Source organism: Pseudomonas sp. LB3P58 (assembly GCF_054897895.1).
This window is the reverse complement of sequence record NZ_JBUBVE010000001.1, coordinates 4,499,343-4,511,030: the sequence shown is the minus strand read 5'-3', so window position 1 is coordinate 4,511,030 and position 11,688 is coordinate 4,499,343. Positions and strand designations below refer to the sequence as shown.

Annotated in this window: 8 protein-coding genes, 4 tRNA genes and 3 rRNA genes; 11 read left to right on the top strand and 4 right to left on the bottom strand. The window is 52.9% G+C overall.

What is annotated here, in order from left to right; genetic code table 11:
- Positions 1-154 precede the first annotated feature (154 nt).
- The 4 genes from csrA to ACYZTZ_RS20935 all read left to right on the top strand — a co-directional run bounded on the left by csrA (position 155) and on the right by ACYZTZ_RS20935 (position 828).
- Entirely contained in the window at positions 155-343 is a 189-nt protein-coding gene (gene csrA, locus ACYZTZ_RS20950; RefSeq protein WP_002554426.1) for a carbon storage regulator CsrA, read from the top strand.
- A gap of 62 nt (positions 344-405) precedes the next feature.
- Positions 406-496 (top strand) — tRNA-Ser (locus tag ACYZTZ_RS20945).
- A 107-nt stretch (positions 497-603) separates the two neighbouring features.
- A tRNA-Arg gene (locus ACYZTZ_RS20940) sits at positions 604-680 on the top strand.
- A 71-nt stretch (positions 681-751) separates the two neighbouring features.
- Positions 752-828, top strand: a tRNA-Arg gene (locus tag ACYZTZ_RS20935).
- 19 nt (positions 829-847) lie between these two features.
- Here ACYZTZ_RS20935 and ACYZTZ_RS20930 read toward each other — a convergent pair.
- Complete coding sequence (locus ACYZTZ_RS20930; protein WP_461999584.1) at positions 848-1,366, bottom strand: cell envelope protein SmpA; 519 nt, start codon at positions 1,364-1,366, stop codon at positions 848-850.
- Positions 1,367-1,686: 320 nt separating this feature from the next.
- Here ACYZTZ_RS20930 and mgtE point away from each other — a divergent pair, with 320 nt between their 5' ends.
- Positions 1,687-3,129, top strand: a complete 1,443-nt coding sequence (gene mgtE / locus ACYZTZ_RS20925) for a magnesium transporter (protein WP_056741416.1) — start codon at positions 1,687-1,689, stop codon at positions 3,127-3,129.
- A 105-nt stretch (positions 3,130-3,234) separates the two neighbouring features.
- Here mgtE and ACYZTZ_RS20920 read toward each other — a convergent pair whose 3' ends face one another.
- Positions 3,235-3,561 carry an Arc family DNA-binding protein gene (locus ACYZTZ_RS20920; RefSeq protein WP_003178899.1) on the bottom strand — a complete coding sequence of 109 codons (327 nt, stop codon included), beginning with the start codon at positions 3,559-3,561 and terminating at the stop codon, positions 3,235-3,237.
- Between the two features lie 386 nt (positions 3,562-3,947).
- Here ACYZTZ_RS20920 and phnN point away from each other — a divergent pair, with 386 nt between their 5' ends.
- Positions 3,948-4,520 carry a phosphonate metabolism protein/1,5-bisphosphokinase (PRPP-forming) PhnN gene (gene phnN / locus ACYZTZ_RS20915; RefSeq protein ID WP_461999583.1) on the top strand — a complete coding sequence of 191 codons (573 nt, stop codon included), beginning with the start codon at positions 3,948-3,950 and terminating at the stop codon, positions 4,518-4,520.
- Here phnN and ACYZTZ_RS20910 read toward each other — a convergent pair.
- Entirely contained in the window at positions 4,495-4,674 is a 180-nt protein-coding gene (locus tag ACYZTZ_RS20910) for a PA3371 family protein (protein WP_461999582.1), read from the bottom strand. The two genes, phnN and ACYZTZ_RS20910, sit on opposite strands and share 26 nt — an antisense overlap.
- A gap of 22 nt (positions 4,675-4,696) precedes the next feature.
- Positions 4,697-4,930 carry a hypothetical protein gene (locus ACYZTZ_RS20905; RefSeq protein ID WP_461999581.1) on the bottom strand — a complete coding sequence of 78 codons (234 nt, stop codon included), beginning with the start codon at positions 4,928-4,930 and terminating at the stop codon, positions 4,697-4,699.
- A 292-nt stretch (positions 4,931-5,222) separates the two neighbouring features.
- On the opposite strand from ACYZTZ_RS20905, the gene ACYZTZ_RS20900 reads away from it, so the two are divergent.
- The 5 genes from ACYZTZ_RS20900 (at position 5,223) to ACYZTZ_RS20880 (ending at position 11,687) form a co-directional block, all read left to right on the top strand.
- A tRNA-Arg gene (locus tag ACYZTZ_RS20900) sits at positions 5,223-5,299 on the top strand.
- 679 nt (positions 5,300-5,978) lie between these two features.
- A 16S ribosomal RNA gene (locus ACYZTZ_RS20895) occupies positions 5,979-7,517 on the top strand.
- A 315-nt stretch (positions 7,518-7,832) separates the two neighbouring features.
- Positions 7,833-10,724, top strand: a 23S ribosomal RNA gene (locus ACYZTZ_RS20890).
- A 158-nt stretch (positions 10,725-10,882) separates the two neighbouring features.
- A 5S ribosomal RNA gene (rrf, locus tag ACYZTZ_RS20885) occupies positions 10,883-10,998 on the top strand.
- The 16S, 23S and 5S rRNA genes sit together here, the layout of an rRNA operon.
- A gap of 149 nt (positions 10,999-11,147) precedes the next feature.
- Positions 11,148-11,687 carry a hypothetical protein gene (locus ACYZTZ_RS20880; protein WP_461999580.1) on the top strand — a complete coding sequence of 180 codons (540 nt, stop codon included), beginning with the start codon at positions 11,148-11,150 and terminating at the stop codon, positions 11,685-11,687.
- Position 11,688: the final 1 nt, after the last annotated feature.

Below are 11,688 nucleotides of genomic sequence, written 5' to 3'. Positions count from 1 at the left end.
CTTTTGTTTTTTTGAATGGTGCGACCCGAAGCTGTTCTTTTGCTCGCGCTAGTCAATACTCAGGCATGTAGGGCTGCGATCGTTCCGGTTGTAGGTCGAGTGCCTTTTTTTTGCAGACTGTTGTCCCTGAAATGAAATGCGTGAGGAGAAAGGTATGCTGATTCTGACTCGTCGGTGCGCAGAAAGCCTGATTATTGGTGATGGCGAAATCACCGTGACCGTGCTCGGCGTCAAAGGAAATCAAGTGCGTATCGGTGTCAACGCCCCGAAAGAGGTTGCGGTCCACCGTGAGGAAATTTACCTGCGTATAAAGAAAGAGAAGGACGAAGAACCAAGCCATTAATTTTTATCGTTTTTTATGTTTGCAAACGGGGAAGAAGCTGGTTAATATACGCCCCGTGTTGCGGAGAGCTGGCCGAGTGGCCGAAGGCGCTCCCCTGCTAAGGGAGTACACCTCAAAAGGGTGTCGGGGGTTCGAATCCCCCGTTCTCCGCCATTATTTGCGTAGTACGTTGTAATCTGGCTTCTTCGGTAAGTTGTTGAAATTACTAGAAAAAGTGTTTGACATAGAGATTAGACGGCCTATAATGCGCGGCAACAAATGCACTCGTAGCTCAGCTGGATAGAGTACTCGGCTACGAACCGAGCGGTCACAGGTTCGAATCCTGTCGAGTGCACCATTTAAGAGTCATCTGCAGTAATGTGAATGACTTGGCTTCAACCAGTTGTGATCTGGTATAAAAACACAAATGCACTCGTAGCTCAGCTGGATAGAGTACTCGGCTACGAACCGAGCGGTCACAGGTTCGAATCCTGTCGAGTGCACCAAACAACAAAAAGCCCGCGTTTAACGCGGGCTTTTTGCCGTCTGGGATTTGGCTTTTCCTTTGGTGCATCCTCTCTCATCGAATTCAACGTGTGCGCTACGACCTCGCTGGGTGTCGTAACGGTAGCTCGTGGCCGAATTGCGAATATTGATCTTGTCTGGCTTGCCAAGGGCGCTCTCGACATCCTGTTGACTCATGCCGGCAACAACCCGCTGATTGATGATCGCTTCGCGGCGTTCTTTAGCGCTGATGAGGTTTCCGCATTTGTCCTCGGTCTTGCCGACGACAGTCGGATCTCTCCTTTTGATTTTCATACCTGATGTTTCGCGACTCTCGGCTTCCGGCATGAGAGCGGTCACGCTGCCTGGTGTGAAGGTGCGGACATCCTGCAGCGAAAGGCTGTCTCCGGCCTTGCAGCTCAACGTAGTGAAGGTGATGCGCCCGTCGGCCGCCTCGCAGCGGTGAACGGTCGTCGCAAGCGCCCAGGGCGGCGGGCAGAGCAGGGTGATCAACAAAAAACAATGTGCATTCGATGGCATCAAACGTCCTCCATGACGGTCCATCTGAAGGGTAGTCGTTACATTTTTCGGCTGTGGTGTGTTTTCTTTTCAGGATGAGTCGTCGCAGTTTCATGGATCAGGGCGGTGCTCAGGTTTGTCTTGCAAGCGCTTGTTTCAGCCACGATTTTTTAACGTTTAAAACCGTCGGGCGGTGTATCATTGCGCCCGTCAGCCCCGCCGGGGCTTGTGGAATACCTCCATGGACTTACCCAGTAGTTACTCAGTACCCCGTTTTTCCAATCATGAATTGACTGATTGATCCTTCCGGCGTGCCCCGCTGCTGGGAGTGGAGTTCGCCTATGTCTGAAGTTGAAGTAAAGAAAACGCAGGAAAGCTTGCAGGACCGCCTCGCTCAAGTTGTTGAGCTGCTGCAACGTCAGCGGGTGGTCGAAGACCTGACTCACCGCCAGGAAGGTCCGCATCACGACCGGGTCGAGAACCTGGTTCACCGGCAAAACCTCGTCGAGTTGCAACGCAAGCTCGATGATCTGCACTCCGCCGACGTCGCCTACATCCTTGAAGCCTTGCCGCTGGGCGATCGTCTGACGCTCTGGCAATTGGTCAAGGCCGATCGCGACGGCGACATTCTGCTCGAAGTATCCGATTCGGTTCGTGAAACGCTGATCGCCGACATGGACGATCACGAGCTCTTGGCTGCAGCCAAGGACATGGACGCCGACGAACTTGCTGACCTGGCCTCCGAGCTGCCGCGAGACGTCGTCCACGAGCTGATGGAAACCCTCGACGGTCAACAGCGTGAGCGCGTCCGCTCTGCGTTGTCCTACGACGAGGAGCAGGTCGGTGCGCTGATGGACTTCGAGATGGTGACGATCCGTGAGGACGTCAGTCTCGAAGTGGTTTTGCGTTACCTGCGGCGCCTCAAGGAGCTGCCTAGCCACACGGACAAACTGTTCGTGGTCGATTACGACGGCGTGCTCAAGGGTGTGTTGCCGATCAAGCGTTTGCTGGTCAACGACCCGGAAAAACAGGTTTCGGAAGTCATGGCCAGCGACCCGGTGAGTTTTCACCCGGATGAAGACGCCTATGACGCTGCTCAGGCGTTCGAACGTTACGACTTGATCTCGGCGCCTGTAGTCGACAAGAACGGCAAGCTGATCGGCCGTCTGACCATCGATGAAATGGTCGACCTGATTCGTGAAGAGAGCGAAAACGAAGTTCTCAACATGGCGGGTCTGCGTGAAGAGGAAGATATTTTTGCGTCAGTCTGGAAATCCCTGCGTAACCGTTGGGCCTGGCTGGCAGTTAACCTGATCACCGCATTCATCGCATCCCGGGTGATTGGTCTTTTCGAAGGCTCCATCGAGAAATTGGTGGCGTTGGCGGCACTGATGCCGATCGTGGCGGGTATCGGTGGTAACTCGGGTAACCAGACGATCACCATGATCGTTCGGGCCATGGCGCTGGATCAGGTCAGCACCGGCAATACTTCGCGCCTGATGCGCAAGGAGTTGGCGGTAGGCTTGATCAATGGCCTGGTCTGGGGTGGTGTGATCGGTGTCGTCGCCTATTTGTTGTATGGCAGTTGGTCTCTGGGGGTAGTGATGACCGCTGCCATGACGCTCAACCTGTTGCTGGCGGCATTGGCGGGGGTGTTGATTCCCATGACCCTGGCGCGGCTTGGGCGCGATCCTGCGATGGGCGCCAGCGTGATGATCACCGCCATGACGGACAGCGGCGGGTTCTTCATCTTTCTTGGGTTGGCAACGATCTTCCTGCTCTGACTTATCGACATTAAAAACCCGCCAATCAATCGGCGGGTTTTTTTATGCCCGAATTTCAGGCAAAAAAAAGCCAGCGATTAAGCTGGCTTGAACTTTCGGATGAAATCAGGAAGCGTCTGCGGCCATTTCGGCATCATGCGCAATCAGCGAAACAAGAGCGTTCTGCTGACGGTGGGAGAGTTGGCGGAAGCGTTGCAGCAGTTCACGTTCGTGTAATGACAGCTCCGGGCTGTCCAGGCGCATGCTCAACTCTTCGCCCAGCGCGCCTTCCTGAATAAGGCTCTGCTCGAGGCGCGCGATGATTTCGGAGTTCATGCTGCGATGATGATTGCGAGCCACCTCGGCAATGCGTTCACGCATTCCGTCTGGCAGACGTACGACGAACTTGTCAGCCGTACGGCTGGAATAAATTGCCTGTTTCAATGGGCGCATATATTTAACCGGTTAGTTCAGGGGAGCGGTTCTCGGGATTGGCCGCAGGATGTCTGATAGGACAAGCGGTCTGGCCAAATGTTCAACCTGAATTGATAGAGGCTCGCATCATGCCTCAAAGCAGCCAGTTCATTGGCGTCAATTCTGTGACAAATATTGAACTGGATAAAGGCGTTATGCCAGCACCAATTATCAGAAATGCGGACTGGTTTGAAAAGCTTGTCCTGGTCCGAATTACTGACCGCCTCCTCTTGCCCAGCAGGTGATGCCCTGGGACGCCTGAAGGCGCATGCTGTGCAGATTCGATCAGTGTTCCTTACTTGTACAGGATAGTGGCAATTGGCCGATTTACTAGGGGAAGACGTGCAGTGCGAGGTGATTTCAAGATGGATGGCAGGCTGATTTACTTGATGGGGCCTTCTGGGTCCGGCAAGGACAGCCTCATCGAAGCCGCTCGAGAGCCGTTGCAGACGCTCAATTGCGAAGTGGTGCGTCGGGTCATCACGCGTTCGGCCGAATCAGTGGGCGAAGATGCGATTGGCGTTTCGCGGGAAGAGTTCGAGCAACACAGAGTCCAGGGCGATTTCGCGCTGTGCTGGAACGCCAATGGCCTGGATTACGGTATTCCGATCGAAATAGATCAATGGCTCAATGACGGACGGCATGTCTTGGTCAACGGTTCTCGCGGCCATCTGGCTGAAGCGCTGCACAGGTATCCAGCACTGTTGCCGGTTCTTTTGACGGTCAAGGATGAAGTTCTGCGAGAGCGCCTGCTGCGCCGTGGTCGCGAGAGTTTTGCTGAGATTGAAGCAAGGCTGCATCGCAATGGGTTATTCACGGCCGCGGGTTCAATCGGTGACACGCAGATCCATCGACTCGACAATTCAGGCGAACTGTCCACCACAGTTGCCAATTTGCTGGACCTGTTGAGGGTTAACGCAGTACCGGATCGAACTTGATCTTGCGCCCGGCAATCAACGCCAGCACAAACAGCGCACCGAACACACCGCTGGCGATCAAAGGCAGGGTGAGGACCGTATCCTGGACCACTGATAGATGAAGAATGCCGCTCAGTAAGGCGAGGATGAAAAACCCTGCGGCTGCTTTGGACATGCGGTGCTCCTGATGGGGTGATTCAAAATACCAAACGTTCTGAAGACTGAGCCGGCAGCAGAATGCCCTCCTGGCTCACCTCTTGGCTGACAAAGCTGCGCTGATCGCTCATTACCGCCAGTTGAGGCGCTCTTTGCACCTGAAGGTAATGAGGCATTTGTTGAGCAACCGGATCTACACCGCTCTCGGGGACAAAATGAAAGCCCAACAGAATCGCCAGAGCGATCGCGATCGAGAGTAAAAGGGCGCTGTTCATGAGGCTGGCCTCCGTTGTTCTTCGGGAACAGCTAAAGCAGCCGGCATGCCAAGAGTCTAACGGTAATTAAATCCTTTAAAAACAATGAATTAAGATATTTCATCGAGGTGCCTGCATTGCATTTTGCAATGATGGCTTTTTGCGGTGATGCAATTTGCACGGTAAACAAAGCCACGCTCCTGCGAGGTGTCTGCCTACACTTAAAAAGCCCAACGGACGACATGACAAAAGCAGGCCTGCCCGTTAACATGCACGCCGTCCATCGCATCGCGCTTCTTCGTGGTCGATCTGTGTCTCAGTAGCTCAATTGGATAGAGCATCCCCCTCCTAAGGGGAAGGTTGGCAGTTCGAACCTGCCCTGGGACACCATATAACTCAAGGCCTCTAGAAATTCATGGCCCCTCCGGTAAACCCTCATGGGTACAGCGTGGGTGCAAGCGGATTGCTTCAGGCATAAAAAAGCCTCGCTCAGATAAATATCTGGCGGGGCTTTTTCATAACCGTTCCCTTCTATTAAGGATAGGTATGGATACGCTGATGAGTTCGCTCTGGCCACAATTGCGTCTGCCGGGGGCAGTGCTGTTCTTTTGGTCATCCTTGAATGGTTGTTCGGGACCTGGGTAGGGGAACGCCTGAACGTTAGCATCAGACCTTGGGCGTTTTCATAGTGGCACCCTAGGCTCCTTTATAAGGAAAAGAATTTTGAGGTGGGGGTTGACCGCGTATTTTAATCCTGTACTATTCTCCTCCCGCTAACGAGCAGCACGATGTTGCTTTTAGTCTAAGTAATTGATTTTGTTAAAAAATCAGAAACTTTTAAGGTTGCTACTTAAGGATGTGTGCTGTAGAGTACGCTCCTCGGTTGAGACGAAAGATCTTAACCAGCCGCTCTTTAACAACTGAATCAAGCAATTCGTGTGGGTGCTTGTGGAGTCAGACTGATAGTCAACAAGATTATCAGCATCACAAGTTACTCCGCGAGAAATCAAAGATGTAACCAACGATTGCTGAGCCAAGTTTAGGGTTTCTTAAAAACCCAAAGATGTTTGAACTGAAGAGTTTGATCATGGCTCAGATTGAACGCTGGCGGCAGGCCTAACACATGCAAGTCGAGCGGCAGCACGGGTACTTGTACCTGGTGGCGAGCGGCGGACGGGTGAGTAATGCCTAGGAATCTGCCTGGTAGTGGGGGATAACGCTCGGAAACGGACGCTAATACCGCATACGTCCTACGGGAGAAAGCAGGGGACCTTCGGGCCTTGCGCTATCAGATGAGCCTAGGTCGGATTAGCTAGTTGGTGAGGTAATGGCTCACCAAGGCGACGATCCGTAACTGGTCTGAGAGGATGATCAGTCACACTGGAACTGAGACACGGTCCAGACTCCTACGGGAGGCAGCAGTGGGGAATATTGGACAATGGGCGAAAGCCTGATCCAGCCATGCCGCGTGTGTGAAGAAGGTCTTCGGATTGTAAAGCACTTTAAGTTGGGAGGAAGGGCATTAACCTAATACGTTGGTGTCTTGACGTTACCGACAGAATAAGCACCGGCTAACTCTGTGCCAGCAGCCGCGGTAATACAGAGGGTGCAAGCGTTAATCGGAATTACTGGGCGTAAAGCGCGCGTAGGTGGTTTGTTAAGTTGGATGTGAAATCCCCGGGCTCAACCTGGGAACTGCATTCAAAACTGACAAGCTAGAGTATGGTAGAGGGTGGTGGAATTTCCTGTGTAGCGGTGAAATGCGTAGATATAGGAAGGAACACCAGTGGCGAAGGCGACCACCTGGACTGATACTGACACTGAGGTGCGAAAGCGTGGGGAGCAAACAGGATTAGATACCCTGGTAGTCCACGCCGTAAACGATGTCAACTAGCCGTTGGGAGCCTTGAGCTCTTAGTGGCGCAGCTAACGCATTAAGTTGACCGCCTGGGGAGTACGGCCGCAAGGTTAAAACTCAAATGAATTGACGGGGGCCCGCACAAGCGGTGGAGCATGTGGTTTAATTCGAAGCAACGCGAAGAACCTTACCAGGCCTTGACATCCAATGAATCTGCTAGAGATAGCGGAGTGCCTTCGGGAACATTGAGACAGGTGCTGCATGGCTGTCGTCAGCTCGTGTCGTGAGATGTTGGGTTAAGTCCCGTAACGAGCGCAACCCTTGTCCTTAGTTACCAGCACGTTAAGGTGGGCACTCTAAGGAGACTGCCGGTGACAAACCGGAGGAAGGTGGGGATGACGTCAAGTCATCATGGCCCTTACGGCCTGGGCTACACACGTGCTACAATGGTCGGTACAGAGGGTTGCCAAGCCGCGAGGTGGAGCTAATCCCAGAAAACCGATCGTAGTCCGGATCGCAGTCTGCAACTCGACTGCGTGAAGTCGGAATCGCTAGTAATCGCGAATCAGAATGTCGCGGTGAATACGTTCCCGGGCCTTGTACACACCGCCCGTCACACCATGGGAGTGGGTTGCACCAGAAGTAGCTAGTCTAACCTTCGGGAGGACGGTTACCACGGTGTGATTCATGACTGGGGTGAAGTCGTAACAAGGTAGCCGTAGGGGAACCTGCGGCTGGATCACCTCCTTAATCGACGACATCAGCTGCTCCATAAGTTCCCACACGAATTGCTTGATTCATTGAAGAAGACGATAAGCCAGCCTCTAAGGTGGCTTGTGTCGTTAGAGTTTAGAAATGAGTATTCGAAATTGAATATTGATTTCTAGTCTTTGATTAGATCGTTCTTTAAAAATTTGGGTATGTGATAGAAAGATAGACTGAACGTTACTTTCACTGGTAACGGATCAGGCTAAGGTAAAATTTGTGAGTTGCTCTTTATGAGCAAGAATCGAATTTTCGGCGAATGTCGTCTTCACAGTATAACCAGATTGCTTGGGGTTATATGGTCAAGTGAAGAAGCGCATACGGTGGATGCCTTGGCAGTCAGAGGCGATGAAAGACGTGGTAGCCTGCGAAAAGCTTCGGGGAGTCGGCAAACAGACTTTGATCCGGAGATGTCTGAATGGGGGAACCCAGCCATCATAAGATGGTTATCTTAAGCTGAATACATAGGCTTAAGAGGCGAACCAGGGGAACTGAAACATCTAAGTACCCTGAGGAAAAGAAATCAACCGAGATTCCCTTAGTAGTGGCGAGCGAACGGGGACTAGCCCTTAAGTGGCTTTGAGATTAGCGGAACGCTCTGGAAAGTGCGGCCATAGTGGGTGATAGCCCTGTACGCGAAAATCTCTTAGTCATGAAATCGAGTAGGACGGAGCACGAGAAACTTTGTCTGAATATGGGGGGACCATCCTCCAAGGCTAAATACTACTGACTGACCGATAGTGAACTAGTACCGTGAGGGAAAGGCGAAAAGAACCCCGGAGAGGGGAGTGAAATAGATCCTGAAACCGTATGCGTACAAGCAGTGGGAGCCCACTTTGTTGGGTGACTGCGTACCTTTTGTATAATGGGTCAGCGACTTATTTTCAGTGGCGAGCTTAACCGAATAGGGGAGGCGTAGCGAAAGCGAGTCTTAATAGGGCGTCTAGTCGCTGGGAATAGACCCGAAACCGGGCGATCTATCCATGGGCAGGTTGAAGGTTGGGTAACACTAACTGGAGGACCGAACCGACTACCGTTGAAAAGTTAGCGGATGACCTGTGGATCGGAGTGAAAGGCTAATCAAGCTCGGAGATAGCTGGTTCTCCTCGAAAGCTATTTAGGTAGCGCCTCATGTATCACTGTAGGGGGTAGAGCACTGTTTCGGCTAGGGGGTCATCCCGACTTACCAAACCGATGCAAACTCCGAATACCTACAAGTGCCGAGCATGGGAGACACACGGCGGGTGCTAACGTCCGTCGTGAAAAGGGAAACAACCCAGACCGTCAGCTAAGGTCCCAAAGTTATGGTTAAGTGGGAAACGATGTGGGAAGGCTTAGACAGCTAGGAGGTTGGCTTAGAAGCAGCCACCCTTTAAAGAAAGCGTAATAGCTCACTAGTCGAGTCGGCCTGCGCGGAAGATGTAACGGGGCTCAAACCATACACCGAAGCTACGGGTATCACTTAGGTGATGCGGTAGAGGAGCGTTCTGTAAGCCTGTGAAGGTGAGTTGAGAAGCTTGCTGGAGGTATCAGAAGTGCGAATGCTGACATGAGTAACGACAATGGGTGTGAAAAACACCCACGCCGAAAGACCAAGGTTTCCTGCGCAACGTTAATCGACGCAGGGTTAGTCGGTCCCTAAGGCGAGGCTGAAAAGCGTAGTCGATGGAAAACAGGTTAATATTCCTGTACTTCTGGTTATTGCGATGGAGGGACGGAGAAGGCTAGGCCAGCTTGGCGTTGGTTGTCCAAGTTTAAGGTGGTAGGCTGGAATCTTAGGTAAATCCGGGATTCTAAGGCCGAGAGCTGATGACGAGTTACCCTTTGGGTGACGAAGTGGTTGATGCCATGCTTCCAAGAAAAGCTTCTAAGCTTCAGGTAACCAGGAACCGTACCCCAAACCGACACAGGTGGTTGGGTAGAGAATACCAAGGCGCTTGAGAGAACTCGGGTGAAGGAACTAGGCAAAATGGCACCGTAACTTCGGGAGAAGGTGCGCCGGTGAGGGTGAAGCATTTACTGCGTAAGCCCATGCCGGTCGAAGATACCAGGCCGCTGCGACTGTTTATTAAAAACACAGCACTCTGCAAACACGAAAGTGGACGTATAGGGTGTGACGCCTGCCCGGTGCCGGAAGGTTAATTGATGGGGTTAGCTAACGCGAAGCTCTTGATCGAAGCCCCGGTAAACGGCGGCCGTAACTATAACGGTCCTAAGGTAGCGAAATTCCTTGTCGGGTAAGTTCCGACCTGCACGAATGGCGTAACGATGGCGGCGCTGTCTCCACCCGAGACTCAGTGAAATTGAAATCGCTGTGAAGATGCAGTGTATCCGCGGCTAGACGGAAAGACCCCGTGAACCTTTACTATAGCTTTGCACTGGACTTTGAATTTGCTTGTGTAGGATAGGTGGGAGGCTTTGAAGCGTGGACGCCAGTTCGCGTGGAGCCAACCTTGAAATACCACCCTGGCAACTTTGAGGTTCTAACTCAGGTCCGTTATCCGGATCGAGGACAGTGTATGGTGGGTAGTTTGACTGGGGCGGTCTCCTCCTAAAGAGTAACGGAGGAGTACGAAGGTGCGCTCAGACCGGTCGGAAATCGGTCGTAGAGTATAAAGGCAAAAGCGCGCTTGACTGCGAGACAGACACGTCGAGCAGGTACGAAAGTAGGTCTTAGTGATCCGGTGGTTCTGTATGGAAGGGCCATCGCTCAACGGATAAAAGGTACTCCGGGGATAACAGGCTGATACCGCCCAAGAGTTCATATCGACGGCGGTGTTTGGCACCTCGATGTCGGCTCATCACATCCTGGGGCTGAAGCCGGTCCCAAGGGTATGGCTGTTCGCCATTTAAAGTGGTACGCGAGCTGGGTTTAGAACGTCGTGAGACAGTTCGGTCCCTATCTGCCGTGGACGTTTGAGATTTGAGAGGGGCTGCTCCTAGTACGAGAGGACCGGAGTGGACGAACCTCTGGTGTTCCGGTTGTCACGCCAGTGGCATTGCCGGGTAGCTATGTTCGGAATAGATAACCGCTGAAAGCATCTAAGCGGGAAACTAGCCTCAAGATGAGATCTCACTGGGACCTTGAGTCCCCTGAAGGGCCGTCGAAGACTACGACGTTGATAGGTTGGGTGTGTAAGCGCTGTGAGGCGTTGAGCTAACCAATACTAATTGCCCGTGAGGCTTGACCATATAACACCCAAGCAATTTGCTGTCCTGAAGAGGCACCAGATTGCGGTGTGTGAAGACGAAACGAACCGAAAGTTCGAGATACTCACCAAACACCAAACTATCGCATACCCATTCGCTGGAGCGTAATCCGCAAGGAGAACGACCTGGCTACCGAATTTCTTGACGACCATAGAGCATTGGAACCACCTGATCCCATCCCGAACTCAGCAGTGAAACGATGCATCGCCGATGGTAGTGTGGGGTTTCCCCATGTGAGAGTAGGTCATCGTCAAGATTAAATTCCGAAACCCCTATCTGCGTATGCAGGTAGGGGTTTTGTTTTGCTCGCAGGAAAGTGACACCGGCTCACGCCACCCGACGATCTACATGGAAAGTCCGTCATTGCTGTGCCTTACTCCAGACACAACTCATGGGGCGACGTCGATGCGGCGTAGAGGCACAAAATTCTGGTTATGGACCAACACGCAGTTACCCCTCCATACGCATGAAGAGGTACTCAGCAATGGCTTGCACATCGAGGTGCAGGCACGGGTCAGCCATGAGGGGGTTACCCAGGTATTTATAGGCGTCTACGACACCGATGGCTGGGCGATTTGCGAGGAGTTTCATGACCGCTACGCCGGTGAGCATTACTGCGCGGCGTTGAAGTGGGGCGCTCAGCGGGCGAAGGAGATTGTCGCGGACACCCAGGAATTCGTCGCGCCGCACCGGGTGCAGCTGACCTTGAGTCCGGTGATTACCGATGAGCCGGAACTGGCCCTGCGGCGGATGGAAATGACCGAGCGCGAGTCGTTGAAGCTCAGGTCCGACGATGCCTGGTCGGAGTACCTGGCCGCCAAGTCGGCCATGTTGACGCTGATGCGCTCAACCAAAGTCGACCCCACGGTCTGGGCGGATCACAAGGATCGGCTCAGGCAGGCCATCGATCGACGAGCCTGCGTACAACGCGCCTACCTGTGCTGAC

Excerpts from the sequence above, each read along its gene's own strand:
- ACYZTZ_RS20880 (WP_461999580.1), top strand. The coding sequence starts at position 11,148 with ATGCGGCGTAGAGGCACAAAATTCTGGTTATGGACCAACACGCAGTTA.
- mgtE (WP_056741416.1), top strand. The coding sequence starts at position 1,687 with ATGTCTGAAGTTGAAGTAAAGAAAACGCAGGAAAGCTTGCAGGACCGC.
- ACYZTZ_RS20910 (WP_461999582.1), bottom strand. The coding sequence starts at position 4,674 with ATGTCCAAAGCAGCCGCAGGGTTTTTCATCCTCGCCTTACTGAGCGGC.
- ACYZTZ_RS20905 (WP_461999581.1), bottom strand. The coding sequence starts at position 4,930 with ATGAACAGCGCCCTTTTACTCTCGATCGCGATCGCTCTGGCGATTCTG.
- ACYZTZ_RS20930 (WP_461999584.1), bottom strand. The coding sequence starts at position 1,366 with ATGCCATCGAATGCACATTGTTTTTTGTTGATCACCCTGCTCTGCCCG.
- csrA (WP_002554426.1), top strand. The coding sequence starts at position 155 with ATGCTGATTCTGACTCGTCGGTGCGCAGAAAGCCTGATTATTGGTGAT.
- phnN (WP_461999583.1), top strand. The coding sequence starts at position 3,948 with ATGGATGGCAGGCTGATTTACTTGATGGGGCCTTCTGGGTCCGGCAAG.
- ACYZTZ_RS20920 (WP_003178899.1), bottom strand. The coding sequence starts at position 3,561 with ATGCGCCCATTGAAACAGGCAATTTATTCCAGCCGTACGGCTGACAAG.